The 25,019-nt window shown below is 61.9% G+C and carries 23 protein-coding genes, 1 tRNA gene and 2 rRNA genes (1 of these 26 cut by a window edge); 10 read left to right on the forward strand and 16 right to left on the reverse strand.

Going from position 1 to position 25,019, the window contains the following annotated elements; all coding sequences use genetic code 11:
• Window positions 1–42: 42 nt before the first annotated feature.
• Together R2E40_RS21180 and R2E40_RS21185 are read left to right on the forward strand one after the other, a co-directional pair.
• Window positions 43–483, forward strand: coding sequence for a DUF2214 family protein (locus R2E40_RS21180; RefSeq protein WP_011707672.1), 441 nt, complete (start codon window positions 43–45; stop codon window positions 481–483).
• Window positions 484–631: 148 nt separating this feature from the next.
• On the forward strand, window positions 632–1,531 hold the full coding sequence (locus R2E40_RS21185) for a DMT family transporter (RefSeq protein ID WP_049048069.1): 900 nt from the start codon (window positions 632–634) through the stop codon (window positions 1,529–1,531).
• 201 nt (window positions 1,532–1,732) lie between these two features.
• Here the strand turns inward: R2E40_RS21185 and R2E40_RS21190 are convergent, their stop codons facing one another.
• Window positions 1,733–2,590, reverse strand: a complete 858-nt coding sequence (locus R2E40_RS21190) for an AraC family transcriptional regulator (protein WP_219255996.1) — start codon at window positions 2,588–2,590, stop codon at window positions 1,733–1,735.
• Window positions 2,587–3,072, reverse strand: coding sequence for a GNAT family N-acetyltransferase (locus tag R2E40_RS21195; protein WP_318164331.1), 486 nt, complete (start codon window positions 3,070–3,072; stop codon window positions 2,587–2,589). The genes R2E40_RS21190 and R2E40_RS21195 overlap by 4 nt, the downstream gene beginning before the upstream one ends.
• Window positions 3,073–3,235: 163 nt before the next feature.
• Here R2E40_RS21195 and R2E40_RS21200 point away from each other — a divergent pair, with 163 nt between their 5' ends.
• Window positions 3,236–4,684: a catalase gene (locus R2E40_RS21200; RefSeq protein WP_044800997.1), complete on the forward strand. Its 1,449-nt coding sequence runs from the start codon at window positions 3,236–3,238 to the stop codon at window positions 4,682–4,684.
• A gap of 471 nt (window positions 4,685–5,155) precedes the next feature.
• Here R2E40_RS21200 and R2E40_RS21205 read toward each other — a convergent pair whose 3' ends face one another.
• Window positions 5,156–5,482: a YnjH family protein gene (locus tag R2E40_RS21205; protein WP_318164332.1), complete on the reverse strand. Its 327-nt coding sequence runs from the start codon at window positions 5,480–5,482 to the stop codon at window positions 5,156–5,158.
• 215 nt (window positions 5,483–5,697) lie between these two features.
• Between R2E40_RS21205 and R2E40_RS21210 the strand changes: the two genes are divergently transcribed.
• Both R2E40_RS21210 and R2E40_RS21215 read left to right on the forward strand, forming a co-directional pair.
• Window positions 5,698–6,936 carry a hypothetical protein gene (locus R2E40_RS21210; protein WP_318164333.1) on the forward strand — a complete coding sequence of 413 codons (1,239 nt, stop codon included), beginning with the start codon at window positions 5,698–5,700 and terminating at the stop codon, window positions 6,934–6,936.
• A 158-nt stretch (window positions 6,937–7,094) separates the two neighbouring features.
• Window positions 7,095–7,868, forward strand: coding sequence for a substrate-binding periplasmic protein (locus R2E40_RS21215; RefSeq protein ID WP_029305219.1), 774 nt, complete (start codon window positions 7,095–7,097; stop codon window positions 7,866–7,868).
• A gap of 54 nt (window positions 7,869–7,922) precedes the next feature.
• On the opposite strand, the gene R2E40_RS21220 is transcribed toward R2E40_RS21215, so the two are convergent.
• The gene (locus R2E40_RS21220; RefSeq protein WP_016352248.1) at window positions 7,923–8,303 is read right to left on the reverse strand and encodes a hypothetical protein; all 381 of its coding nucleotides are present in this window, start codon (window positions 8,301–8,303) and stop codon (window positions 7,923–7,925) included.
• 197 nt (window positions 8,304–8,500) lie between these two features.
• Here R2E40_RS21220 and R2E40_RS21225 point away from each other — a divergent pair, with 197 nt between their 5' ends.
• Both R2E40_RS21225 and ydiK read left to right on the forward strand, forming a co-directional pair.
• Window positions 8,501–9,880 carry a phosphatase PAP2 family protein gene (locus R2E40_RS21225; protein WP_318164334.1) on the forward strand — a complete coding sequence of 460 codons (1,380 nt, stop codon included), beginning with the start codon at window positions 8,501–8,503 and terminating at the stop codon, window positions 9,878–9,880.
• The gene (gene ydiK, locus R2E40_RS21230) at window positions 9,877–10,962 is read left to right on the forward strand and encodes an AI-2E family transporter YdiK (RefSeq protein WP_318164335.1); all 1,086 of its coding nucleotides are present in this window, start codon (window positions 9,877–9,879) and stop codon (window positions 10,960–10,962) included. The genes R2E40_RS21225 and ydiK overlap by 4 nt, the downstream gene beginning before the upstream one ends.
• 267 nt (window positions 10,963–11,229) lie before the next feature.
• On the opposite strand, the gene R2E40_RS21235 is transcribed toward ydiK, so the two are convergent.
• From R2E40_RS21235 to R2E40_RS21250, 4 genes are all read right to left on the reverse strand, one after another.
• On the reverse strand, window positions 11,230–11,673 hold the full coding sequence (locus R2E40_RS21235; protein ID WP_318164336.1) for a hypothetical protein: 444 nt from the start codon (window positions 11,671–11,673) through the stop codon (window positions 11,230–11,232).
• 55 nt (window positions 11,674–11,728) lie between these two features.
• Window positions 11,729–12,118, reverse strand: coding sequence for a hypothetical protein (locus R2E40_RS21240; protein ID WP_318164337.1), 390 nt, complete (start codon window positions 12,116–12,118; stop codon window positions 11,729–11,731).
• A 279-nt stretch (window positions 12,119–12,397) separates the two neighbouring features.
• On the reverse strand, window positions 12,398–12,631 hold the full coding sequence (locus R2E40_RS21245) for a hypothetical protein (protein ID WP_318164338.1): 234 nt from the start codon (window positions 12,629–12,631) through the stop codon (window positions 12,398–12,400).
• Between the two features lie 410 nt (window positions 12,632–13,041).
• On the reverse strand, window positions 13,042–14,160 hold the full coding sequence (locus R2E40_RS21250) for an agmatine deiminase family protein (protein WP_318164339.1): 1,119 nt from the start codon (window positions 14,158–14,160) through the stop codon (window positions 13,042–13,044).
• 167 nt (window positions 14,161–14,327) lie between these two features.
• Here R2E40_RS21250 and R2E40_RS21255 point away from each other — a divergent pair, with 167 nt between their 5' ends.
• Window positions 14,328–15,221 (forward strand): LysR family transcriptional regulator, encoded by an 894-nt coding sequence (locus R2E40_RS21255; protein ID WP_318164340.1) that lies wholly within the window; start codon window positions 14,328–14,330, stop codon window positions 15,219–15,221.
• A gap of 67 nt (window positions 15,222–15,288) precedes the next feature.
• Entirely contained in the window at window positions 15,289–17,199 is a 1,911-nt protein-coding gene (gene dhaR / locus R2E40_RS21260) for a dihydroxyacetone kinase operon transcriptional regulator DhaR (protein WP_318164341.1), read from the forward strand.
• A gap of 96 nt (window positions 17,200–17,295) precedes the next feature.
• Here dhaR and R2E40_RS21265 read toward each other — a convergent pair whose 3' ends face one another.
• The 5 genes from R2E40_RS21265 to R2E40_RS21285 all read right to left on the reverse strand — a co-directional run bounded on the left by R2E40_RS21265 (window position 17,296) and on the right by R2E40_RS21285 (window position 22,540).
• Complete coding sequence (locus tag R2E40_RS21265; protein WP_318164342.1) at window positions 17,296–18,378, reverse strand: glycerol dehydrogenase; 1,083 nt, start codon at window positions 18,376–18,378, stop codon at window positions 17,296–17,298.
• 138 nt (window positions 18,379–18,516) lie between these two features.
• Window positions 18,517–19,233 (reverse strand): dihydroxyacetone kinase phosphoryl donor subunit DhaM, encoded by a 717-nt coding sequence (gene dhaM, locus R2E40_RS21270; RefSeq protein WP_042067927.1) that lies wholly within the window; start codon window positions 19,231–19,233, stop codon window positions 18,517–18,519.
• Between the two features lies 1 nt (window position 19,234).
• The gene (dhaL, locus tag R2E40_RS21275; RefSeq protein ID WP_016352257.1) at window positions 19,235–19,864 is read right to left on the reverse strand and encodes a dihydroxyacetone kinase subunit DhaL; all 630 of its coding nucleotides are present in this window, start codon (window positions 19,862–19,864) and stop codon (window positions 19,235–19,237) included.
• Between the two features lie 15 nt (window positions 19,865–19,879).
• A complete protein-coding gene (dhaK, locus tag R2E40_RS21280; RefSeq protein ID WP_253628026.1) occupies window positions 19,880–20,950 on the reverse strand; it encodes a dihydroxyacetone kinase subunit DhaK in 1,071 nt (356 codons plus the stop codon).
• 231 nt (window positions 20,951–21,181) lie between these two features.
• Window positions 21,182–22,540 (reverse strand): NCS2 family permease, encoded by a 1,359-nt coding sequence (locus R2E40_RS21285; RefSeq protein WP_318164343.1) that lies wholly within the window; start codon window positions 22,538–22,540, stop codon window positions 21,182–21,184.
• 226 nt (window positions 22,541–22,766) lie between these two features.
• Here R2E40_RS21285 and R2E40_RS21290 point away from each other — a divergent pair, with 226 nt between their 5' ends.
• A complete protein-coding gene (locus R2E40_RS21290) occupies window positions 22,767–23,099 on the forward strand; it encodes a cupin domain-containing protein (RefSeq protein WP_060389724.1) in 333 nt (110 codons plus the stop codon).
• A 93-nt stretch (window positions 23,100–23,192) separates the two neighbouring features.
• Here the strand turns inward: R2E40_RS21290 and R2E40_RS21295 are convergent.
• The 3 genes from R2E40_RS21295 to R2E40_RS21305 all read right to left on the reverse strand — a co-directional run.
• Window positions 23,193–23,269 (reverse strand) — tRNA-Asp (locus R2E40_RS21295).
• Between the two features lie 96 nt (window positions 23,270–23,365).
• A 5S ribosomal RNA gene (gene rrf, locus R2E40_RS21300) occupies window positions 23,366–23,480 on the reverse strand.
• Between the two features lie 121 nt (window positions 23,481–23,601).
• A 23S ribosomal RNA gene (locus R2E40_RS21305) occupies window positions 23,602–25,019 on the reverse strand; it runs 1,471 nt beyond the window's last position.

Below are 25,019 nucleotides of genomic sequence, written 5' to 3' on the forward strand. Positions count from 1 at the left end.
AGGGAAGCTGACCATCTGCTCAACGAGAGGTAATCGACAAGGATGCTGAACCCGGATCTGTTGATGGCGCTGCACTACTGCGCCGTGATCACCCTGACCGGAGCGATCACCTCCGAATATTTTCTGTTCCGTCGCGGCATGTCCATCGAGCAGGTGCGCAAGCTGCTGCTGGCCGACGGCCTGGCGGCGCTGGCCCTGCTGCTCATCTTCATCACCGGGGTGTTGCAGGTGCTCGCCCACCCCGACGAGCCGTCCGTACTGCTCGCCAATCCGGGTTACCGCACCAAGCTGCTGCTGTTCTGCGTGATGGCCATCAGCTTTGGCTACCCCAGCCGTCTCTTCTACCGCTGGCGCCGCTCCCTGCGCCAGGGGCGCGCCCCCATGGTCTCCATCCAGCAGCAGTTCTGGGTGATCTGGATCCTGCGCGGCAACCTGTTGCTGCTTGCCCTCATCCCGCTGCTGGCCGGCATTGCCAACGGTTGAGCCGCACGAGCTGCGGCAAGACCGTGGGATAACCGCTCACACAGCCAACCTCATCGACAGCTAAAGACAAATCCCCCCGCGCACGGTTATCTTGGAGGCTGGAGCTTTGCGGTACGGCCCTGCCCGTCCGTCTTTCAGGGATGAATCTATGCGTTCGAACATGATGTTATTGATGGCCGCCGCCATCTGGGGGCTGGGCTTCGTGGCCCAGCGACTCGGGATGGACCACATGGGGCCTTACACCTTCAACGGCCTGCGCTTTCTGTTGGGGGCCGCCTCCCTGCTGCCGCTACTGTGGTGGCTCAAGTCCCGGCAACCCAGCGCCCAGCCCGGTGATCGGCGTCTGCTGCTGACCGGCGGCCTCATCGCCGGTACCGTACTGTTCAGCGCCGCCTCGCTGCAACAGGTGGGGCTGCTCTACACCACGGCAGCCAAGGCGGGTTTCATCACCGGTCTCTACATCATACTGGTGCCGGTGATAGGGCTCGCCCTGCGCCACAAGACGGGAGCCAACACCTGGGTTGGCGCCCTCATCGCCATGGCGGGGCTCTACTACCTCAGCGTCACCGAGGATTTCACCATCGGCTACGGCGACCTGCTGCAGGTGGTGGGTGCCCTGTTCTGGGCCGTACACCTGCTGGTGCTGGATCACTACTCGAGCCGGGTCGCCCCCATTCGCCTCGCCGGCGTTCAGTTCGTGGTGTGCGGCCTGCTCAGCCTGGGTACGGCGCTGGTCATCGAGACTCCCAGTCTGAGCGGCGCGGTGGCCGGCTGGCAGGCCCTGCTCTATGCCGGCCTGGTATCGGTCGGGGTGGGCTACACCCTGCAGGTGGTGGGGCAGCGCGGCGCCCATCCGGCCCATGCCGCCATCATTCTCAGTCTGGAGACGGTGTTCGCCGCCATCGGTGGCGTGCTGTTGCTGGGGGAAACCCTCGACGAGCGCGCCATGGTGGGCTGCGCCCTGATGCTGGCAGGCATGCTGATTTCCCAGATCCGCCTGCGCTGGTGGTGGAAGTCGCGGCGGGACAAGGTGCCCAGCCAACCCTAGCCGAGCGAGCTAGCTTCGGCCTGTCGTCTGATGCTGGCCCATATGCCTGATTTCCCAGATCCGGCTACGTTGGTGGTGGAAATCCCGGCGGGACAAGGTGCCGAGCCGGCCCTGATACGGCCGTGGCCGACAGCGCAAGCGACCGGTCTCCATCCCAAACAAAACGAGGCGCCCGGGGCGCCTCGTTTTATGGCAGCACGCCTAGCGTACGCTGGAGCAGAAACTCACGTCGTCGCGCAGGGGATCGTTGCTCACGCTGTGGTAGAGCTCGAAGCAGGGGCCGCTGCCGAACTCCAGCCCGGCCGCCACTATGTCACCCACATGCTCCTGCCAGCGCGGTCCGTACTGGTTGCGGTCGGTGATAAGGTAGCGGGACTGGGCATAACGGCCGGCCGGGATGAGCTGGGTCTCCACCTCGCCCTCGCCCCGGGTCTGGGGCGGCACAGTGATGCCGATGTCGGTGCGGCACTGGGCTGGCGGCGTCACCTCCGGGTTGTCGTGGTAGATGAAGATCCACTCCCCGCCCTCCAGCCCGCGCGCTGCGGCCCACTGGTGCAGGCGGCCGCAGACGGCATCATAACCCTCGCCATAGGGGCCGGTGACCCGCACATAGGCCAGGGTACGGGCATCCATCTCGACAGTTTTCATGGTGTTGCTCCTTGCTGATGAGTGGCCTTCAGCATAAGGGGACGGGCCATCCCATGCGTGTCCATCCTTGCTCTCCAGGTGTCCATTCTTGCTCTTGTCACTGCGAAACGCGCCCGGTGTGCAGCCATAGTAGCGACGAAAGGCCTTGGCAAAGGCCTGAGAGCTGCCTAGCCCAGCCCCCAGCGCGATGGCGGTGATGCTGGCATCGGTGTAGCGCAGCTGCCAGGCGGCCCGCTGCATGCGCAAGCGCCGGCACATCTCCCCCGGCGCCTCGCCCGCCACGGCGGTGAACACCCGGTGAAAATGGTAGAGGGAAAGACAGGCCCGCTCCGCCAGCGCCTCGATGGAGAGATCCGGATCCTGCTCCAGCGCCCGCAGCACCGGAATGAGCCGGCGGCGGTAGTCGATCATGGCCGGATCCTCGCCATGTAGAGGGCATCCACGTACTCACCCTGGCGAAAGGCGTAGCCACGGGCCAGCCCCTCCTCGATGAAACCGAACTTGCGATAGAGCGCCAGCGCCCCCTGATTGTCGGTGTAGACGGTGAGCTCGACGCGTTGCAGGTTGAGCCAGTTGTCGGCCATCTCCAGCGCGGCCCCCAGCAGGGCGGAGCCCACTCCCTTGCCGGCCCAGTCATCCCGCACCCCCATGCCGATAGAGGCAACATGCTTGCGCCTGGGGTTGGGCTCCATATGCAGCGAGAGCTGGCCCACCAGCAGGCCGTCGACTTCGGCCACCAGCGCCACCACGCTGCCGCTCTCCAGCCGCTTCTGCCAGACGCCCAGGGTTGGATAGGGCAGTTGCAGGGTGCCCGCCTGGGCATTGGGCATGGCATAGAGATCCCGCAAGGCGGGGGCATCGGCCGGTTCGGCGTGACGAATGGTGATCTGCATCTGAGGCTCCTTCTCGAAAACCTCATCATGCAGCATCAGAAGGGTCCGGTCATCCCCCCAGCCCCACCCATTTGTGATGCCTATCAAAGGGCGAGGGAGGGCCCATTGGTTCCCTGGTTTTTCCTTGTTATAGACTCAAGGCTCACCAACAAGGAGAAGCACCATGAACGACAAGACCCTGCACAGTGCCAATGGCGCCCCCGTTGTCGACAACAACAACAGCCTCACCGCCGGCCCCCGCGGCCCGGTGCTGATGCAAGACATCTGGTTGATGGAAAAGTTGGCTCACTTCGATCGGGAACGGATCCCGGAGCGGGTGGTTCACGCTAAAGGCTCGGGCGCCTACGGCACCTTTACCGTGACCCATGACATCAGCGCCTTCAGCAAGGCCGACCTGTTCAATGCCGTCGGCAAGCAGACCCCGGTGTTCCTGCGCTTCTCCACCGTGGCCGGTGAGAAGGGCGCCGCCGACGCCGAGCGCGACGTGCGCGGCTTCGCCCTCAAGTTCTACACCGAGCAGGGCAACTGGGATCTGGTGGGCAACAACACCCCGGTGTTCTTCATTCGCGATCCGCTGAAATTCCCCGACTTCATCCACACCCAGAAGCGGGATCCGCGCACCAACCTGCGCAGCGCCACCGCCGCCTGGGACTTCTGGTCTCGCCATCCCGAGTCCCTGCATCAGGTCACCATACTGTTCAGCGATCGCGGCATCCCCAAGAGCCTGCGGGAGATGAACGGCTACGGCAGCCACACCTTCAGCTTCATCAACGATGCCAACGAGCGCTTCTGGGTCAAGTTCCACTTCAAGACCGAGCAGGGCCACAGCTTCTACACCGATGAAGAGGCTGCCACCGCCGTCGGCCAGGATCGGGAGACCAGTCAGGCCGATCTGTTCAACGCCATCGAGCGGGGCGACTTCCCGCGCTGGAAGGTCTATGTGCAGGTGATGCCGGAGGCCGAAGCCCAGACCTACCAGATCCACCCGTTCGACCTCACCAAGGTGTGGCCGCACAGCGACTACCCGCTGATCCCGGTCGGCGTGCTGGAGCTCAACCAGAACCCGGACAACTACTTCGCCCACGTGGAGCAGGCCGCCTTCACCCCGGCCAACGTGGTACCCGGCATTGGCTTCTCGCCGGATCGCATGCTGCAGGGCCGCCTATTCTCCTACGGTGACACCCAGCGCTATCGCCTCGGCGTCAACCACGGCCTGCTGCCGGTCAACGCCCCGCGCTGCCCGTTCCACCACGGCGCCCACCGCGACGGCGCCATGCGGGCCGACAGCAACGGCGGCGCCAGCCCCAACTACCAGCCGAACCGCTTCGGCACCCAGCAGCCGAGCGAGCAGCACGAGCCGGCGCTGAGCCTGGAAGGGGCCGCCCTGCACTACGATTTTCGCGACTACGACAGCGACTACTACAGCCAGCCGGGCAACCTGTTCCGGATCATGGACGAGGGGCAGCGCTCGCGCCTCGCCGCCAACCTGGCACGTTCCCTGATCAACGTGGAGGATGACGCCATCGTCGCGGCCCAGCTCAAGCACTTCGAGCAGGCCGACCCCGAGTACGCCAAACGAGTCGAGCTGGCTCTGGCCGCCCTGCAGCGCTAAGTCGCAGGCAGCCAACATCTGCAAAAGCAAAACGGGGGCCTGCTGGCCCCCGTTCTCGTCATGACGGTATTTGATAAATAAAAAACGGAGCCCAGGGCTCCGTTTTCACTGCAGTATACATCCCGGACGCAGCGCCCTCACGCTCTTCCCACTCCCTTGCCAACAGGTCTTTGTACCACCCGTTACGGCAGCCATGCTGTGCATGGAAAGAGTGTCACAGTGATCGTCTGCAGTGATGAATAAAAAACAGAGCCCAAGGCTCTGTTTTCACTGCTGTATCAATCCCGGACGGAACGCGCTTCGCGCTCTTCCCGCTCCCTTGCCAACAGGCGTTTGTACCACCAGCTACTGCGACGACGTTGTGCATTGGAAGAGCGACGAGCCATTTCTTAGGTTCCAGCCAAGAGAGGAAAAGAGCCGCATTATGCGATAGAGGTCACGTCCATGTCTTTAGCTGGATCAAGAAAAGCCTCACTGACCGACACTGATGCTGCCGCTCTTTGTCGCCTTGTCGGCTGCATCCGACGCCCTTTGCGGCTCGCGCCAGGCCAGTGGCCCGTTGCTCTCCAGCTCGTTTTGCGGGGCGCACTCCAGCCAGCTGTCGCCCTGCTGGATCCTGGCACCCAGCGAATATTTCTGATCCTGATACCAGCAGACTCGCTCCGGCAGCGAGCCCAGCGGCAGCACCAGTTCGGTCCCCACTTCCGCCCGCTTCGGCTCTGCCGCCACGCCAGTGCCGGTCGCCCCGCCCAGCAGGGCCAGCAACAGCCAGCCACCAACCCTCTTGCCCAGATACATGATGTCTCTCCTTGCTCGATAGAAGGTTCAGGCGACCGGAAACGACACAAACTTGATTAATAAGCAGCGCCCTCGCTGGCATTCCCAAGCCAATATGATAGCCTGCCAGCGCCTGCTCATGCCCGTCAAAATAGGCGCAGGAAAACCCCGGTGGATTTGTCGGTTCTCGACAAATATAACCTTATTAATCAAATCGTTATTTGGATATTATCCCAATGCGTATCATGCCGTTGCTCCAGGCGGCCTGCCTGAGCCTGATGTTGTCCGCCTGCGTCGCCCCCCTGTTGATGATGAGCCCCACCAGCCAGCTGATGTGGGCCCTGCTCAAACCCCTGGTCGGCTTCGACCCCAATGAAGCCAACCTGTTTGAACAGCCGCTGATCAAGGACCGGATGACCAGCATCCTCGGCCCCAATTACGACAGCACCATGCAGTTGCTCAAGACCGCCAACGAGCTGCAGCAGGAAGGGCCGCTGTTCTACGTGGTCTCCCGCTATGCCCCCGTGCCGGACGTCGCCAAGCAGGCCGGCATGGTGTGGAACTCACAGACCAACCAGATGTCCGTCATGCTGCTCAAGGGGGATGGTACGCCCCAGGTCTTTGGCGAGAACCTGGCGGCCGGCGCCCCGAGCTGGCCAACCGAGATGCAGAACTGGCAGACGCAGGGCAATCCGGCGACCAGCGCGCTCACCGGCGCCACCAACAGTCTGACTGGCTCGGCAACCAAGAGTCTCACCGGAGCGGCCACCACCAGCTCGGTATTTGGCAGCGTGCTGGGTTCCCTACAGCAGGGCGCCAGCAAGACCATGGCTGACACCACCAAGCAGGTCGTGAGCGGCGCCGCTACCTCGGCCCAGCAACAGGCCGGCAAGGCAGCCAGCAGCGCCACTGCCACCGTGCAGCAGCAGGCCACCAAGGCCGTGGCCGAGCCCGCCAAGCAGGCGGCCAGCAGCGCCACTACCACCGTGCAGCAGCAGGCCACCAAGGCCGTGACAGAGCCTGCCAAACAGGCGGTCAGCAGCGCCACTACCACCGTGCAGCAGCAGGCCACCAAGGCCGTGACAGAGCCTGCCAAACAGGCGGTCAGCAGCGCCACTACCACCGTGCAGCAGCAGGCCACCAAGGCCGTGGCCGAGCCTGCCAAGCAGGCGGTCAGCGGCGCCACTACCACCGTACAGCAACAATCTGCCAAGGCCGTGGCCGAGCCGGCCAAGCAGGCGGCCAGCAGCGCCACTGCCACCGTGCAGCAGCAAACCACCAAGGCCGTGACCGAACCAGTCAAGCAAGTGGCCAGCAGCGCCACTGCCACCGTACAGCAGCAGGCCACCAAGGCCGTGACCGAGCCCGCCAAGCAGGCGGTCAGCGGCGCCACTGCCACCGCAACGGATGCGGCCGCCAAGGCCGAGGCCGCGCGCGCCGCTGCCGAAGCCGAGATGGAAGCCCTGCTCAAGTAAGCCCCTCACCAGGCCATCGCAAGATGGCCTGGTTGTTTTCCGCCCCCTTGCTCCCCACCACAACCCCTCGCCATCCATGCTACCGGGCGCGGGAAATCATGAACTTCTCGACATAGCCCCCTAAACTGGAAGGACGATTTGTTGCAAGGAGTGCTGCCATGTCGCGTCTGCTCAGCCTGATGATCTGCTGCTGTCTTGGCACAGCCCTGCCCGCCTCGGCGTTCACCTATTACTCCGAGCAGAACATGCCGTTCAACGGCCAGGATGAGAAGGGCAACAGCACCGGCCTGGCGGTGGAGTTGCTGAGACTGATGTGGCAGGAGATGGGCGAGCCGGAGCAGCCCATCCACTTCATGCCCTGGGCCAAGGCCTGGTACCTGCTGACCCAGCAGCCGGATGCGGTGCTGTTTACCACAGCCCACACCCAGGCGCGGGATCCGCACTTTCTCTGGGTCTGCCCCATCAGCCACTCGCGGGTCTCGCTGGTAGGGCGCAAGCGGGATGCCCCCAAGGTGACCGGCAAGGCCGATCTGACCAAGCTGCAGATCGGGGTCATGCAGGCGGACGTGGGGGAGCAGCTGCTGCTCAACCGGGGCATCAGTCCCGCCAACCTGATGTCGGTGGAGCGCATGGATCAGGTGGTGCGCCAGCTCATCATGGCCCGCACCGATCTGGTGGCCGGCAACGAAGTCATGCTGTTCCACCAGGCAAGGCAGCTCGGCTTTTCGTCCGATACCTTCGTCACCGTCGCCACCCTGGCGGATCAGGACAACTGCTTCGCCTTCAACCCGGCGGCGGACAAACAACAGGTCGCCCGCCTGCAGCAGGCGCTCGACAAGGTCCGACAGGGGGAGGCCTTCAAGCGGCTCATCGCCCGCTATCAGGATGTGGTGCAGTCACCGCCAGCGGATCACCTGCCCACGATCGAATAAACCCAAGATGCAAACAGGCCACCCGAGGGTGGCCTGTTTCATGGTGCGATCCGCTCACTGGAAGTGGTGGTCGTGATCGGATTTCTTGGGCTGGGCACTTTCGCTGTGCTCGATGGCGGTGCGGATGAGGTCCACCCCGGCACGGATGATCAAGACCCCCATGTTGACCAGCTTGACGCAGACCCACATGAAGGTGATGAGCAGGATCAGCTTGAGCACGGTCTGGAACGCCTCCAGGAAGTTCTGCTCCAGCTGGCCGGTCAGGCCGCTGGCGCTGGTCATCAGCCAGGTGTAAACCTCGCGCACAAAGGGGATGCGGCTCGGCATCTCCAGCACGTCCAGAGCGGCAGGCAGGGCCTGGAAGATGACGATGCTGCCGAACAGGATCAGGATGACGCCGATGGCGATACCCAGAAAAAAGCCAAACTGTTTCATGGAAGGTCCCAAGGTTTGCTGCATGAAAATAACATAGCTGCCAATACTAGGGACTGCCTCTCCCCACGGCAATCCTTGCGCAGCCGGCCGGCCCCTCGTCCAACCGCCCCAAGTAGCGAAGCTTGACTTGAAACCATTGCCCAACTATCTGATTTCTGTGACGCTTGTGCCCATTCTCCCTCACTCGTCAGGCGGTCATGTCGCGCTACTGTTTTTTGCTGCTTTGTCTCCTGCTGGCGAGATTGCCCGCCCTGGCCGCGCCAAGCGCCGCCGTCTGCGTCGTCAAACATCAACAACAGCTGTTGCTGGTACAGGACAGGGTCTCGTCCCGCTACAGCCTGACCGGCGGCTACATAGACGCGGGCGAGACGCCGCAACAGGCGGCGCTGCGGGAGCTGTACGAAGAGACCGGCCTGCGGGGCCGGGTCATCGCCGAGCTAGGGTCATGGCAGCGCGCTCTGCTGTTCGCCTGCCAGACTCTGGAACCCATTCGCGCACAGGCAGGTTCTGGCTTTGTCTCCCTGTTGCGGGCCCCCAATCTGGGCGGCGAGATCCTCAATGCCAGGCTGATCGCTCCGGCCCGATTGCCGGATGATCAACGCCGCTTTCCGGCGCAGCTCGACTGGCTGGCCCCCCAACTGGCCACCATTCCCGACAGCCCTGTACTGTGGCTGCCCGATTTTCGTGATGAAGGCAATGCACTGCACCAAATGGAAGTCCCGCTGATCCACCAGCTGCAGACCTGGCTCGGTGCCCAGGTGCGCTGGCTCGAGGTCAGCAACCTGTTCGGTTCAGCCGCCTTTCAGCTTGCCCTGCTACCCTTGCTGCTGCCCTGGCTGGGCTGGCCCCGGGTGCGCCAACTGCTGCTGGCCATGCTGACCCTCACCCTGCTGGTGCAGCTGGCCAAGGAGGGGATTGGCTGGCCCAGGCCCTTCCACCTCGATCCCGCGCTGGCACAAGGCAGCGCCCAGGGCTTCGGCATGCCGAGCGGCCACGCCGCCTCGGCGCTGCTGTTCTGGGGCGTGCTGCTCAGAGGGTGCTGGCCCGCCAACCCCTGGCGCAGCATCGCTCTGGCCCTGCTGCTGGCCACCCTGACCGGGCTGGCCCGGGTCTGGCTCGGGGTTCACTTCCTGTCAGATGTGGCGGCCGGCCTGCTGCTTGGCGCCTTGTTGCTGGCCCTGCATCCCCGCCTCGCCAACCTGGCGGCCAAGTCGTGGAGCTGGGCCGGGCTCACCTTCGCCTGCGCGCTGGCCGCCGGGTGGAGCCAATCCTCGGCGCTGGCGGGCCTGGCCACCTTCAGTCTGGGGCTGACCCTCGGCATGCTGTTGCCGCTGCCGCGCACGGTGCAGACTGGCTGGCGCACCCCGCTGCTGGCGCTGCTTGGCGGCCTGCCGCTGGGGGCGCTCTGGTGGGCACTGCCGCTCTGGCTGACCAGCTCCTGGCTTATCCTGCTCGGCCAGTGGCTGCTTTATTGTTGCCTGGGGCTCTGGTTGAGCGCCGGCCTCTGGTGGATACTCTCACTCGTGAATAATGACCCGCTACCCAAGGGCCCAGGCCCTGACAAGGGATTGCTATGAATATGAAAAAAGTGGATTTGGCCAAGATAACCCTGGGAGTGCTGTTTCTCAGCCTCCTCATCGTCTCCTGCTTCATGGTGCTGCGCCCCTTCCTGCCCGCCCTGGTGTGGGCCACCATGATCACCATCGCCACCTGGCCGCTGATGCTGATGGTGCAGCGCCTGCTGTGGGGCAAGCGCGCCCTGGCGGCCCTCAGCATGACCCTGGTACTGCTGCTGATGTTCGTCATCCCGCTCTTCATGGCGCTGGCCAACGTGGCGGAGAAGGCCCCCATGCTGATCGAGCTCGGCACCACCATCAGCCACTCCCCGCCCCCCGAGCTGCTCTGGCTGCAGCAGGCGCCACTGGTTGGCGGCAAGCTCTACGACTTCTGGCAGCAGATCTTGGCGAGCGGTGGTCAGGTGCTGTTCGCCAAGCTTGCCCCTTATTTTGGCCAGACCGCCCGCTGGCTCGCCTCCCAGGCGGGCAACCTGGGGCTGCTGTTCGTCCACTTCCTGCTGACCGTCGGCATCTGCGGCCTGCTCTACCACTCGGGTGAAGTGGTGGCGACCGGCATTCGCCGCTTTGCCCACCGGCTGGCCGGTGAGCGCGGCGACAACGCCACCGTGCTGGCCTCCCAGGCGATCCGCGCCGTGGCCATGGGGGTCGTGGTGACCGCCCTGGTGCAATCCTCGGTGGCAGGGCTGGGTCTGCTGATTGCCGGCATCCCCTACACCATGATCCTGGTGGTGGTGATGTTCCTGCTGATCGTCGCCCAGATCGGCCCCTTCCCGGTGCTGCTGGCCTGTGTCGGCTACCTCTACTGGAGCGGTGATACCACCTGGGGCACCTTCCTGCTGGTCTGGTCACTGCTGGCGGGTACCATGGACAACTTCCTGCGCCCCTTCCTGATCAAACGCGGTGCCGACCTGCCGCTCATCCTGATTCTGGTGGGGGTTATCGGCGGCTTGCTGGCGATGGGGATCATCGGCCTGTTTATCGGCCCGGTGGTGCTGGCGGTGGGCTACACCCTGCTGGATGCCTGGATCAAGGAAGATGACCAACCGGCAACCGCAGCGGTGGAACCGCCCAAGGCTCAATAACGATTCAGTAAAAAGACGATTCAGCCATCCATCGCTGATACAAAGAGCCGCCCATCGGGCGGCTCTTTTGTTTATTACCGCCCCATGCAGGTTTGATTAGCGACGCGTAATCGGACGATCGAGATGCCGCTTTCCCGGAATTTCCGTGAGTCAGCGGCATCTGGCAGAGGGGAAATATGGATGGCCGTTATAGCGGGGGAATCGATTTATGCGGACGTCAGATTACACCTTGCGGCTAATCGAACCTACGGGCTAGTTAGATTTTTTCTAAAGACAGGGATACTGACCATCACTGTCAATCAAATAAACCTGAGTCAGGTACCAGCGACCATCCTTATTAATTAAATGGTATTCATAAACAGGCGTGTAGTAAGGTTGAAGCAGCTCAGTGCGAATTGTAGCACTGTTGCCATTTAGCTGTGTTAATATGATTCTTTCATTATGTGGATCATGAGACGGCTCTGAACCATACGCAACCGGTTCCCCTTTGAACTCTGGGAGAGTATATTTTATTAGTAGCTTTTCATATGACTTTTCTATTAGCTCCATAGATTTAATTGGTTCGTGATTAGAATCTATTCTTATGGCGTAGTTATTCCATGAGAAATAATCGGCTTGGAAGGATTTCACTAAAGCCTCTGGCTCTTCCGATCCATTTACATTTTGGCTCAACGAGAATAGCCACAGAAGTAGGGGGATTAGACGTTTCATTTGTTCCCTAATGTTAAATTAGTAGGCGCGTCCCGCTTTAATGATTAGTTGGGCGTTACTTGCCGAGTATTCTTTTCCACCAAGGAAAGGACTTCTTGATAGCGGATGGCGGGACGGTTGGATCAAACTCCCAATCGTCCTCAGAGATAAATAGATTACCATCGCTGTCCTGAATTTTGGCGTTCAGATGCTGCGCAATCTGGAGCATCTTCCGATACAACGCGGTATCTGGCCACTTAGTCGAAATGTTTCCTCCAAACCAGTTAAGCCATAGGTCTTCGTATTTTGACTGTCCATTCCAGCGGACGAAGTAGTCGCCATTCTCGGGAAAAAACTGGAGTTCTGGGTCAGTGTTAACATAAATACGCCATTCTTCTGCTCCAATTTCATACCCTTTGTTTTCGGCCCAATGATTGGCGCGTGTAATATGTAGTTCTATTCCCATGACTCACTTCCGTAATTGTGACGGCAATGTTTTAGATCAGAATGCGGCCCACCATGGCCGTTGCAATCGCTGCTAATGATTAGATTTAAATATACTAGCCACCGTACCTACAGGCTTGGATTTCGGTCTCGACATTCAGCTTCCCAGTAATAGAACATATTGAGATCGGCAAACTCCACATGCTTTCCCAGTTTATATTTCCGATTAAAAAGTCGCTTAATAATAATGAGTAAATGACATTTTAGCGACCAATATGAATTGGCAACCAGTAAGCCTATTTTATTCCTGAAACTCCCACGGGATTTTATTTTTGAACTGTGTAATTGCTTGCTCGACAAGCTCAAGATCGAGCTCCTTTTTATAAAAGGTCACCTCTCTGGTCTTTTTAGTGTCATCTCGAAAAATTTCCAGAAGCATGTCACCACCAGAATAAATCTCTATTCCGATCCCATCTCGACCAGAGCCAACATCACTCGCTACAATACACTGTTCGATCTTGGAATATTCATCCATGCTCATTATCTTGCGATCCCACATAGTGGTGATTAAAGGAAAGATGGTACTAACAACCTCATATAATCCCTTCCATAAAATACCAAGGCACTCGTATAACCGCTACGAAAATTCATTTAAAATCATCATATTCTCGGTCTGACTCTGGAGCTGAACCTATTCACTTAGCATCATCTTTGGCTCTGTTTACTCCTGAGCAAAAATACACCCCCAGAGCGGCAATTGAAAGCACCACCCAGCCTCAACTTCTTGAATAACTCGGGAGTGTGATCAAGGTGACACACCATATGGCATCGTTGGCCAAGAAATAGGACTGCGGCGGGTCAGGAGGCTCGCGGTTACCAAGAATTGGCGTGGATAAATAACCCGGGGCGTCGCAACGCCCTGAGTTATCAGTGGGTAGGGGAGGATCAGGCCGGCTGGTGCAGGGTAATGCAGTGAATGCCACCACCACCGGCGGCCACCGGGTCGATATTGATCTGCACGATTTCGCGACCGGGATAGAGGCGGGCCAGCAGCTCGTGGCAGTAGCTATCGGCCGCCTTGTCGCCAAACTCGGGGGCGATCACCGCGCCATTGATCGGCAGATAGTTGATGTAGCCGGCGGCAAAATCCCGGCTGCGGCTGAAGCGGTTGTCCCGCCCGTCCAGTGGTGGCGGCAGCACATGCAGCTCCAGCTTGTTGCCGTCCGCATCGGTGGCCTGCTTGAGGATGGCCAGGTGCCGGCGAGTTACCTCGTAGTCGTGGGACTGCGGGTCGTTGTCCAGATTGACCACCACCACCCCGGGACGCACAAAACGGGCGTAGAAATCGACGTGGGCATCTGTGATGTCCTTGCCCTTGATGCCCGGTAGCCAGATGATTTTGCGCAGCCCCAGATTGGCTTTCAGCTCCGCCTCCAGTTGCGCCTTGCTCACCCCCGGGTTGCGGTTGCTGTTGAGCCAGCAGCTCTCGGTCATGATGGCGGTGCCGTTGCCATCCACCTCGATGCCGCCCCCCTCGCCGGTCAGCTTGCTCTGCAGATAACGGACGTTGGCCTGCTGGTTGACCAGCTCGGCGACGCCGGCATCCTGTTCGTGCTCCTGCTTGTCACCCCAGCCGTTGAAGTTGAAATCCACCAGCCCCAGCTCCCCCTCTTCGTTCTGGACGAAGACGCCGCCGGTATCCCGCAGCCAGATGTCGTCCAGCTCGGCGACAACAAAACGGGTGTTCTGCTCGCCACAGAGCTGGCGGGCCAGCGCCTGTTCGGCTTCGCGGCAGAGCACGTTCACCTGGGTATAGGGCACCATGGCCTGCACCAGCCGGCCTATGGTGGCCTGCACCGCCGGATAGTCGCTGCCCCAGATGGCCTCGCTGGCGGCAAACGCTACCCAGACCCGGGTCTGAAACGTCGACTCCTCCGGCATGTAGAAGCGGGCGTCTGCCGGGCTGGCGACGGTTGCGGCGGCCTGGGCTCTTGGCAGCGTACCCAGCCCGACCAAGGCGCCGAGGGCGACCAGCTGTTTCAGAACATGGCGACGGGATGACATGAGATGACTCCTGTGAAAACGGGCTAGAACCTGAGCGTCCGGGCCCAACAAAAGAGGGATCAAAAACAAGCGCTGTTAATCGAATCACGTTGAGTAATAGACTATCTGCTGCATGGATGGCGAACAAACGATCGATTTTCCGTAAAAGTGATAAGTGGAGCTAATCAATGGTGTTCAAGCAGTGGCCCCCGCTCAACGTGCTGCGGGGCTTTGAGGCGGCGGCCCGACTCGGCAGTTTTCATCAGGCGGCGCAGGCGCTGCACCTGACCCAGTCCGCCATCAGCCAGCAGATCCGCTCGCTGGAGGAGCTGCTGGGCCAACCGCTGTTTCACCGGCAGGGGCGCTCGGTCACCCTCACCGATGCGGGGCAGGATCTGCTGGAGACCACCCAGAGCGTGCTGCTGCAGCTGGCGATGGGGATCCAGCGGCTGGAGCAGTACCGCAAACCCAACCAGCTGGTGCTCAACACCAGCTCCGCCCTCGCCCGCCACTGGCTGCTGCCGCGGCTGGGGGCGTTCCATCGCGCCCATCCCGAGGTCGATCTCTGGCTGTTCACCAGCGACGAAGAGCCCGACATGGCCGAGCAGACCATCGATCTCGCCCTGCGCTGGGAGCTGGCTCCCCAGGCCGAGTGCCGCCACCAGCTGCTGTTGGCAGACCGTCTGCTGCCGGTGGCTGCCCCCGCCGTACTGGCGCTACCTGCGGCAGAGCGTACCACCCTGCACGGGGAGCGGGAGCTGGACTGGCACCACTGGACCCTCAAGGGTGGAGAGGATCTGCACCTGCAGACCCGGGGGCTCAACTTCTCCGATCCCGGCCTCTTGCTGGACGCCGCCTGCCAGGGGCTCGGCATCGCCCTGGTGAGCGAGCGGCTCTCCCGTCCCGCTCGTCAGCAGGGGCAGCTGTTGCCGCTCTCTACCCACAGGGTCAAGGGGCCGCAGTGGCATCTGCTGGTGCATCAGGAGAGCGAGACCATGCCGGAGTGCCGCGCCTTCTGTCGCTGGCTTGAGTTGCAGTTTGCCGACCCCGCTCCCGCCGAGGATGGTTTGCCATCCCTCTGAGGCAGGTCACTGAATCAGGCCGGCAAGGGTGGTTAAATGGGCGTTCGTCTCTTTGCCGGATCTTGTCGTGACCATCCTGTCCGCCTCCATGCCGCCAGCCCGGGCCTGGCCTGACTATCTGCAAGCCTCCTGGCTGCGCTGCGCTCACCAGACCAGCGCCACCCTCTGGCATCCGCCCCACAGCGCCAAGGGGCAGACCTTGCAGAGCCTGCGCCAGCGCAAGCGCGACCTGCTCACCACCGGCGAGATGGCGCTCGAGGATCTCTACGAATTCATGGAGGGGCGCCCCTGCGCCCTGCTGCTCACCGACGAGAGCGGCTGCCTGCTGGCACGCACCGGCCACCCCGACACGCTGGCGGAGCTGGAAACACTCGGCTTCGGCCTCGGCGCCTTCTTCAGCGAGGGGCGCATCGGCACCAACGCCATCAACCTGGCCGCGCTGGAGGGGATGCCGCTCTGCGTCAGCGGTGCCCAGCACTTCAACCAGACCCTGCACCCCTGGCACTGCTGCGCCAGCCCGGTCTACAACAGCAACGGCCGTCAGGTCGCCATCATGGCGCTGACCTGCAAGGTGGAGGAGGCGAGCGCCGGCGATCTGGCGCTCACCGTCAGCGCCGGGCGCGAGCTGGCCCACCTGCTGCAGATGGAGACCCTGATGCAGGAGTCCCAGCACCACCTGAGCGAGCTCTACGCCCTGCTGGACGGCATGGATGACGGCGTGCTGGCCTGGGATCCTCAGGGTCGGCTGCGCTACCTCAACGCCCTGGCGGCCAGGCGGCTGCGGCTCGACCCGGATCTCTGTCTCGGCCAGCCGCTGGAGCAACACCTGCTGCTGCCCCAGCGGTTGCAGCTCGCCATCAAGGGGCAGACCACCCTGAGCCATGTGGAGGTAACCCTGGAGCGGGTGGGCGGGCAGGAGGCGGAGTTCATCAGTGCGCTGGTGAGCCTCAAGCCGCTGCCGGGGCCGGACGGCGTCAGCTTTATCGTGCTGCTGCACCCGGTCGATCGGCTGCGGGCCATCCATCAGTTGCGCCAGACGGTGCCCGAGCTGTCGGCGCTGGTGGGCGAATCGAGCGCCATGCGCAAGCTGCTGCGCTACGCCCGGCAAGCGGCCCAAAGCCCGGGCCCCATCCTGCTGCGCGGCGAGGAGGAGGTAGGCAAGGCCCAGTTGGCGGAGGCGATCCATTTTGGCAGCGAGCAGGCCGCCGGCCCGCTCGTCACCCTCAACTGCCAGGCGCTGCCGAGCGAGCGGATGGCGCTGGAGCTGATGGGCTCCGACGAAGCGGGACAGGAGCGGGCCGGCAAGTTCGAACTGGCCCACGGTGGCACCCTGGTGCTGGAGCAGGTGGAGTGCCTCTCTGCCCCCATGCAGGCGGCGCTGCTGCAACTGCTCAAGACCGGCCGCCTCCAGCGCTTCGACTCGGCCCGCATCCTGCCGCTCAAGGTAAGGATCATCGCCACCAGCAGTGCCGCGCTGGAGCAGAAGGTGCAGGAGGGGCACTTCGGGCGGCAGCTGCTCTATGCGTTGCAGGCGTGCGAACTGTGGCTGCCGAGCCTGCGCGAGCGCACTGCGGATCTGCCCGGCCTCATCAGCCAGCAGCTGGGGGCGCAGGGGCGCGAGCCGGGGCGCCAGTTCAGTCCGGCGGCCCTCGACTGCCTGCTCGCCTACCCCTGGCCCGGCAACCTGGGGGAGCTGCGCAGTGCCATCGAGCATGCCCTGCTCCACTCCAGCCAATCGCAGATCCCGCCCGAGGCGCTGCCGGCCGCCATTCGCCACTGCCATCAACTGGTGGCGGACGAGGTGGTGGGACAACCGCTGCTCACCCTGGCCGAGCTGGAGCGTCAGGCCATCTTGCGCTGCGCCCACGCCTGCAAGGGGCAGGTCAGCCAGATGGCCCAGCAGCTGGGGATCGGCCGCACCACCCTCTGGCGGCGGCTGAAACTGCTCGAGATCGATCCCGCCGACTATCACGGCTGACGACGACCCGAGCCGTTGCATACCTGTTCGCAGAAAATGAAAAAGGCCCTGCAGATGCGGGGCCGTTTTTATATGGCAAGGTCAGCCTTGGCGCGGTTACAGCCCCAGCTGGTGGGCGGTGACGATGGCCGCCAGCACATCCTCGGCGGTGACCTTGAACGGCATGTTGTGGATGGTCTCCCCTTCCGCGGTGGAAGCCTTGGCCACCTCCATCAGGCGTGCCATGTCCAGCTCCTTGACCCCCATCATATGCAGGTTGGTGGGCAGGCCGATCGCGCGACAGAAACCCAACACGGTTTCGATCTCCGCCATCGGCGCATTCTCCAGCACCAGCTGCACCAGGGTACCGAACGCCACTTTCTCACCGTGATAGAGGTGATGACACTCGGCCAGCTGGGTCAGGCCGTTGTGAACGGCGTGGGCGGCGGCCAGACCGCTGCTCTCGAAGCCGATACCGCTCAGATAGGTGTTGGCCTCGATGATGTTCTCCACCGCCTTGGTGCAGAGCCCCTGCTCCACCGCCAGCTTGGCCTTGTAACCATCGGCCAGCAGGGTCTTGTAGCAGAGCTCGGCGATGGCCTGCGCAGCCAGCGTGGAGGCACCACCGGCCATGGTCTTGCAACCGGAGACCTTGTTGGCGCGCGCCTCGAAGTAGGTGGAGAGCGCATCCCCCATGCCGGAGACCAAGAGCCGCACCGGGGCACGGGCGACCACGCCGGTATCCATGATGACCATGTTGGGGTTGGTCGGGATCATCAGGTATTCACTGAACTGCCCCTCCGGGGTGTAGATGACCGCCAGCGCGCTGGTGGGGGCATCGGTGGAGGCGATGGTCGGCACTATGACCACCGGCACCTGCTGGTAGAAGGCGACCGACTTGGCGGTATCCAGCGTCTTGCCGCCGCCGATGCCGATGATGACGTCAAACGGGGTCTGCTTGCAGCGCGCCAACAGCCGGTCTATTTCGGGGCGGGAGCACTCGCCGTTGAAGCAGTCGAACTCGGGCTGGATGCCTGCCCCGTGGAAGCTGGTGGCCACGGTATCGCCAACCAGCTTGGTGACGAAGGCGTCGGCCAGAATGAGTGGCTTGGCGCCGAGCGCCTTGACGTAGTTGCCGATGTTGGCGAGGGCCCCGTTGCCTTGCACGTATTTGCTGGGGCTGATGATGATGCGGTCCATATTTTATCCCTCTCTCTAGTTCATAAGACATCTTTTGAAACTAACAGGGGCGAAGGGGCGGCAGTGCCGGGGACTCCTTCGTCTTGAATAGGGCTGCACCGGCTCAGCGAGCGAGTGCAGCGCCTTGAAACAGTGGCGTCAGTCGCCGAAGCGCTCCGCAGCCAGCTGCTGGAAGCAGGCCAAGGCGGCCTCGGCATCCTCGCCGCGCGCCAGCAGGGTGAGCTGGTCACCCTGGCGCACGTTGAGCATGGTGAGCCGGGTCAGGCTGCGGGGGTTGGCCTCTTTGTCCTCCTTTTGCAGCCTGAGTTCGGCAACAAAAGGCTTGAGCGCCGCCACCAGGCGGGCGGCGGGGCGCACGTGCAGGCCGTGGGGATTGTCCACCACCACCTCGCAGCGCTGCCAGCCGTCGTCGGGGGCAGGAGCGGCCTCGATGACCTGCGGCTCCGCCTTGCCCGGCAGCATCGCCTGTTTCGGACCCAACGCACCGAGCGCCTCGGCGGCCACCTCGTCCAGCGTCAGGCCGGATCCGGCCGCCACCACGGCGGCCAGGGTACCCTCGACCAGCGGGGCCGGGCAGAGCCGCACCCGGGCACTCAGCTGCGGGGGCAACAGCTCGAGGGCGGTCTCGGCGCTGAGCAGGGCGCTGCCCAGATCCATCAGTACCAGCACGCCGCTGCCGTCATCCGCTTCTTCAATCGCACTCATCACTGCGATGGCGTCGGTGCCGATGGGGTGGTCGGGGTCATCGACCCCGGCCGCCAGCAACAGTTTCGCCGGGCTGCCCAGCTGGTCGGCCAGCGCTTTCAAGCCGGCTGCCAGCATGGCGCTGTGAGAGACCACTACGATTCCGATCATGTCACAACCTCGCTCTGTCACGCAGGGCGGTCAGCAGCAGCAGGGTCGAGGTGGCCCCAGCATCCTGATGGCCGATGCTGCGCTCGCCAAGGTAGCTGGCGCGCCCCTTGCGGGCCTGCATCTGGATGGTGGCCTCGGTGCCGGCGGCAGCGGCCGCGACCGCCTTGTCCAGCGCCTCGGGCAGCGGCAAGCCTTGCTGCTCCGCCTGCTGCAGGGCGGCCAGGGCCGGCCACCAGGCATCGCACATGGTCTTGTCACCCGGCTCGGCGCGACCGCGCGAGACGATCCCCTCTACTCCATCGCTCAGCATCTTGCCGAGCTGGCCGAGGGTCAGGCTCTGGCAGGCATCGCTGCTGGCCGCGGCCCGGATGAAGAAGGTGCCGTAGAGCGGGCCGCTGGCGCCACCGACCGAGGAAAGCAGGGTCATGCCGGTGGTTTTCAGCACCTGGCCGATATCCTTGTCCGCCACTGCCGGCAGCTTCTCGGCCACCTTGGTAAAGCCGCGCTGCATGTTGAGGCCGTGGTCGCCATCACCGATGTCGGTATCCAGCGCCGTGAGGTAGTCACGCTGCTCGGTGAAGATATGCTCGCAGTCGAGCAGCCAGTTGACGATCTGATGTTTGCTTAGCATGGGAATGAAGGCTCCTTAGCAGCCACGGCGCAAGGCCGGGGTGTGAACGGGGGCATCCCACAGGGTCATCAGCTCGTCATCCACCTTGAGCAGGGTGATGGAGATGCCGGTCATGTCGAGGGAGGTGCAGTAGGGGCCGATCAGGTTGCGCACCAGATGGATGCCCCCCTCTTCGCACAGGGTAGCAAGACGGCCATAGACGCCGTAGAGCTCGGAGATGGGAGTACCGCCCAGGCTGTTGACCAGGGCGATGACGCGATCGCCCTTGTTGAACGGCTCGATAAAGGTGTGCTCCTCCTGCCAGCTGCCGGAGACTCTGTCCCAGTGACGCAGGGTGCGGCCATAGGGAGTGTTGTCCGCCAGTTCATTGAACATGTCACCCACCAGGGTGTCGAGATTGGTGAAGGGACGGCGCGCTATGCCGGGCTCGCCATGGATACCCACGCCAAACTCCATCTCGTTGTCAGCCAGGGTGAAGGAGGGCTTGCCGGCGGCCGGTACGGTACAGGCGTGGGTAGCGACGCCAATGGTACGACTCTGGTTGTTGATGCGGCGGGCCAGCGCCTCGCAGCGCGCCAGATCGTAGCCCGCCTCGGCGGCGGCACCGACCAGCTTCTCGCACAGCACGGTCGTGGCGACACCGCGACGGCCGGCGGTATAGAGGCTGTCTTTGACCGCCACATCGTCATCGATCAGGGCAAAACCCACCTTGACCCCGTCACCGTGCAGCAGCTCGACCGCGGTCTCGAAGTTGAGCACGTCCCCGGTGTAGTTCTTCACCAGAAACAGCACGCCGGCACCGCCGTCGACCGCCTGGCCGCACTCATACATCTGATCCGGGGTCGGCGAGGTAAAGATCTCGCCGGGGCAGGCGCCATCCAGCATCCCCTTGCCCACCAGACCGCCGTGCATCGGCTCGTGGCCGCTGCCGCCACCGGAGACCAGCGCCACCTTGCCCATCACGGGGGAGTCGGCACGGGTGATGTAGTGTGGCTCGATACGGACCTTGAGCTCGGGGTGGGCGGCTGCCATCCCCATCAGTTGTTCACGGACCACGGCATCGACGGCATTGATCAGTTTCTTCATGGCTCACTCCTTGGCTTGCCACCACACGGGTAGGCAGATGGTTGATGGAGCCAGTCTAGCGACAGAAATCAGGATAAAAATAACCGTAAGTTTGGTTCGGATCTGAAACAGCAGAAGGGTGGTCGGCGTTTCAATCTGAAACAGTGCTGAGCCAATATGAGGAAAACTGTTAGCCGTCTCACAGCCAACAAAAAGGGCCCCCGCAGGAGCCCTTCACGTAAACCGGGAGCCTTAGATGGCCCAACCACCGGCATAGAAGATCACCAGTGCCACGGCGATGATCACGGTGCCGATGTTGAGCTTCTTCCACTCGGCGGCAAACAGACGACCGACGACCAGCGCCACGAAGCCCAGCATGATGCCGGTAACGATGTTGCAGGTGAGCACGATAAAGACGGCGCACAGCATGCCGGAGAGCGCATCGACCGAGTCGTTGAAATCCAGCTTGGTGACGTTGCCCAGCATCAGCAGACCGACGTACATCAGCGCAGGCGCGGTGGCGTAGGCCGGTACCAGATAGCTCAGCGGGGAGAGGAAGATCATCAGCAGGAAGAGCACGCCGACCAGGGCTGCGGTCAGACCGGTCTTGCCACCGGCGGCGGTGCCGGCGGCAGATTCGATGTAGACGGCGGCCGGAGCACCACCGACGGCGCCCGCCACCATGCTGCTGACGGAGTCGGCAGTCAGCGCCTTGCCGCCGCTGATGATGTGGCCACGCTGGTTGATGAGGCCCGCCTGACCGGCCACGGCACGGATGGTGCCGGTAGCATCAAACACCGCGGTCATTACCAGTGCCAGTACGGTGGGGATGACCACCGGGTTGAGGGCGCCCAGCAGATCCATGCTGCCCACCAGGGAGCCTTTCTCGCCAGTCAGGCTCGGCATGGCGAAGAAGCCCTGCCAGGTCACTTTCGGGTCGAAAATAAGGCCAAGGATGGAGATGGCGATGATCACCATCAGGATGCCGCCCGGCACCTTGCGACGCTCCAGACCGAAGATGGCAGCCAGGCCCAGCACCGTCATGATGACCGGGAAGGCGGTGACCTCACCCAGCTGCACCGGCAGACCGGCCCCTTCGTTCTTGATCACCATGCCGACGCCGTTGGTGGCGATCAGCAGCAGGAACAGACCGATACCGATGCCGGTGCCGTGGGCGATGCCGGAGGGCAGGTTGTCCAGGATCCACTGACGCACGCCGGTGACGCTGATCAGGGTGAACAGAACACCCATCAGGAAGATGGCGCCCAGCGCCACCGGGATGCTCAGCCCCTGCCCCAGCACCAGGCTGAAAGCGGTAAAGGCGGTGAGGGAGATGGCGCAACCGATGGCCATCGGCAGCTTGGCCCACAGACCCATCAGCAGAGAGCCGAAGGCGGCGATCAAGCAGGTAGCCACAAACACCGGCCCCTGTTCAAAACCAGCGGCGCCCAGCATGTTCGGCACCACTATGATGCTGTAAACCATGGCCAGGAAGGTGGTCAACCCGGCCAGCAACTCCTGGCGCACGCTGCTGCCGCGCGCAGAAATGGAAAAATAAGAGTCCAAAAAGCCGCCGTTCCCTGATTGGGCGGCCATATCTTGCTTTGCCATAACTTGTCCTGAAAGTGTGAAGGAAATCGTTTGCTTTCGTGGCGCGCAAAATAGCAAGAATTTGTCGGAATTGCAGCGAATTCCCTGACTTTTTCATCAAAATGGACGTAATCGTTCTCGTTCGGACACGAATTTGCTCGCCTGCCTGTCACGGATCTCACCTTTACCCACCAGGCTCGCTCCTATACTGCAGAGAACCACTCGCACTGTCAGACGGGAGATACCCATGCACACGCGCAATCTGCTGAACGATATTCCCTCGCCACTGCCTACCGAACTCTTTCAGGATCTGGTCAGCACCAACCATCTGCGGATCGAACGCATCCTCTCCCACGGCCATCACACCGCCCCGGGAGAGTGGTACGATCAGGATGAGCATGAGTGGATCCTGGTAGTACAGGGGGAAGCCAGCCTGCTGTTCATCGATCCGCAGACCCAGCAACAGCAGCTGGTACAGCTGGGCCCAGGCGACCACATCAATATTCCAGCCCGCCAAAAACACAGGGTGGAATGGACCCATCCCGACATGACCACAGTCTGGCTCTGCGTGTTTTACTGAGTCGCGTGAGGACAAAAGAGGAAATTTGGGGAAAAGGAGTGCGGTGTCGGAAACGAAAAAAAGCCCAGTCGTTAGACTGGGCTTTTTAAGTAGTGGCGGAGCGGACGGGACTCGAACCCGCGACCCCCGGCGTGACAGGCCGGTATTCTAACCGACTGAACTACCGCTCCGCTGTCTGGTTAGCTTTTTGCTAAATTGTCTGCCGCTTCAATGAGGTGTCATCCTCGCAGCCGGTCATGTGTTTTCACATCACCGTTTAATTGGGTGCCTGGCAGTGTCCTACTCTCGCATGGCGAATGCCACACTACCATCGGCGCTACCGCGTTTCACTTCTGAGTTCGGCAAGGGATCAGGTGGTTCCACGGCGCTATGGCCGCCAGGCAAATTCTTAATCTGAAAAGCTGACGTGAATAACGATTTAGCAAGTGTGCTGTGTCGCTATCACTGAATTTGAGTAGTTCGTTCATTCGCTACAAGGCCCAGAACACTTCTTGGGTGTTGTATGGTTAAGCCTCACGGGTAATTAGTATGGGTTAGCTCAACACGTCGCCGCGCTTACACACCCCACCTATCAACGTTGTGGTCTCCAACGGCCCTTTAGGACCCTCAAGGGGTCAGGGATGACTCATCTCAGGGCTCGCTTCCCGCTTAGATGCTTTCAGCGGTTATCGATTCCGAACTTAGCTACCGGGCAGTGCCACTGGCGTGACAACCCGAACACCAGAGGTTCGTTCACTCCGGTCCTCTCGTACTAGGAGCAACTCCCTTCAATCATCCAACGCCCACGGCAGATAGGGACCGAACTGTCTCACGACGTTCTGAACCCAGCTCGCGTACCACTTTAAATGGCGAACAGCCATACCCTTGGGACCGACTTCAGCCCCAGGATGTGATGAGCCGACATCGAGGTGCCAAACACCGCCGTCGATATGAACTCTTGGGCGGTATCAGCCTGTTATCCCCGGAGTACCTTTTATCCGTTGAGCGATGGCCCTTCCATTCAGAACCACCGGATCACTATGACCTACTTTCGTACCTGCTCGACCTGTCCGTCTCGCAGTTAAGCTGGCTTATGCCATTGCACTAACCTCCTGATGTCCGACCAGGATTAGCCAACCTTCGTGCTCCTCCGTTACTCTTTGGGAGGAGACCGCCCCAGTCAAACTACCCACCAGGCACTGTCCGCGACCCAGATTCATGGGCCTGCGTTAGAACATCAAACATACAAGGGTGGTATTTCAAGGACGGCTCCAGCGCAACTGGCGTCACGCCTTCAAAGCCTCCCACCTATCCTACACATGTAGGTTCAATGTTCAGTGCCAAGCTGTAGTAAAGGTTCACGGGGTCTTTCCGTCTAGCCGCGGGTACACCGCATCTTCACGGCGAATTCGATTTCACTGAGTCTCGGGTGGAGACAGCATGGCCATGGTTACACCATTCGTGCAGGTCGGAACTTACCCGACAAGGAATTTCGCTACCTTAGGACCGTTATAGTTACGGCCGCCGTTTACCGGGGCTTCGATCAAGAGCTTCGCTTGCGCTAACCCCATCAATTAACCTTCCGGCACCGGGCAGGTGTCACACCCTATACGTCCACTTTCGTGTTTGCAGAGTGCTGTGTTTTTGATAAACAGTCCCAGCCATCTGGTCACTGCGACTCCCAACTGCTCCATCCGCAAGGGACTTCACTGTCAAGAGCGAACCTTCTCCCGAAGTTACGGTTCTATTTTGCCTAGTTCCTTCACCCGAGTTCTCTCAAGCGCCTTGGTATTCTCTACCCGACCACCTGTGTCGGTTTGGGGTACGATGACTTGTAATCTGAAGCTTAGAGGCTTTTCCTGGAAGCAGGGCATCAATGGCTTCCACACCGTAGTGTGTTCGTCTCGTGTCTCAGTGTTGTGTCTCCGGATTTGCCTAGAA

This window comes from Aeromonas sp. CD, from assembly GCF_033349375.1.
Taxonomy (GTDB): domain Bacteria; phylum Pseudomonadota; class Gammaproteobacteria; order Enterobacterales; family Aeromonadaceae; genus Aeromonas; species Aeromonas hydrophila.

Bases quoted from the DNA above. Each gene is read 5' to 3' on its own strand.
- R2E40_RS21180 (WP_011707672.1), top strand. From the start codon at position 43: ATGCTGAACCCGGATCTGTTGATGGCGCTGCACTACTGCGCCGTGATC.
- R2E40_RS21185 (WP_049048069.1), top strand. From the start codon at position 632: ATGCGTTCGAACATGATGTTATTGATGGCCGCCGCCATCTGGGGGCTG.
- R2E40_RS21190 (WP_219255996.1), bottom strand. From the start codon at position 2,590: ATGATCGACTACCGCCGCCGGCTCATTCCGGTGCTGCGGGCGCTGGAG.
- R2E40_RS21195 (WP_318164331.1), bottom strand. From the start codon at position 3,072: ATGCAGATCACCATTCGTCACGCCGAACCGGCCGATGCCCCCGCCTTG.
- R2E40_RS21200 (WP_044800997.1), top strand. From the start codon at position 3,236: ATGAACGACAAGACCCTGCACAGTGCCAATGGCGCCCCCGTTGTCGAC.
- R2E40_RS21205 (WP_318164332.1), bottom strand. From the start codon at position 5,482: ATGTATCTGGGCAAGAGGGTTGGTGGCTGGCTGTTGCTGGCCCTGCTG.
- R2E40_RS21210 (WP_318164333.1), top strand. From the start codon at position 5,698: ATGCGTATCATGCCGTTGCTCCAGGCGGCCTGCCTGAGCCTGATGTTG.
- R2E40_RS21215 (WP_029305219.1), top strand. From the start codon at position 7,095: ATGTCGCGTCTGCTCAGCCTGATGATCTGCTGCTGTCTTGGCACAGCC.
- R2E40_RS21220 (WP_016352248.1), bottom strand. From the start codon at position 8,303: ATGAAACAGTTTGGCTTTTTTCTGGGTATCGCCATCGGCGTCATCCTG.
- R2E40_RS21225 (WP_318164334.1), top strand. From the start codon at position 8,501: ATGTCGCGCTACTGTTTTTTGCTGCTTTGTCTCCTGCTGGCGAGATTG.
- ydiK (WP_318164335.1), top strand. From the start codon at position 9,877: ATGAATATGAAAAAAGTGGATTTGGCCAAGATAACCCTGGGAGTGCTG.
- R2E40_RS21235 (WP_318164336.1), bottom strand. From the start codon at position 11,673: ATGAAACGTCTAATCCCCCTACTTCTGTGGCTATTCTCGTTGAGCCAA.
- R2E40_RS21240 (WP_318164337.1), bottom strand. From the start codon at position 12,118: ATGGGAATAGAACTACATATTACACGCGCCAATCATTGGGCCGAAAAC.
- R2E40_RS21245 (WP_318164338.1), bottom strand. From the start codon at position 12,631: ATGGATGAATATTCCAAGATCGAACAGTGTATTGTAGCGAGTGATGTT.
- R2E40_RS21250 (WP_318164339.1), bottom strand. From the start codon at position 14,160: ATGTCATCCCGTCGCCATGTTCTGAAACAGCTGGTCGCCCTCGGCGCC.
- R2E40_RS21255 (WP_318164340.1), top strand. From the start codon at position 14,328: ATGGTGTTCAAGCAGTGGCCCCCGCTCAACGTGCTGCGGGGCTTTGAG.
- R2E40_RS21265 (WP_318164342.1), bottom strand. From the start codon at position 18,378: ATGGACCGCATCATCATCAGCCCCAGCAAATACGTGCAAGGCAACGGG.
- dhaM (WP_042067927.1), bottom strand. From the start codon at position 19,233: ATGATCGGAATCGTAGTGGTCTCTCACAGCGCCATGCTGGCAGCCGGC.
- dhaL (WP_016352257.1), bottom strand. From the start codon at position 19,864: ATGCTAAGCAAACATCAGATCGTCAACTGGCTGCTCGACTGCGAGCAT.
- dhaK (WP_253628026.1), bottom strand. From the start codon at position 20,950: ATGAAGAAACTGATCAATGCCGTCGATGCCGTGGTCCGTGAACAACTG.
- R2E40_RS21285 (WP_318164343.1), bottom strand. From the start codon at position 22,540: ATGGCAAAGCAAGATATGGCCGCCCAATCAGGGAACGGCGGCTTTTTG.
- R2E40_RS21290 (WP_060389724.1), top strand. From the start codon at position 22,767: ATGCACACGCGCAATCTGCTGAACGATATTCCCTCGCCACTGCCTACC.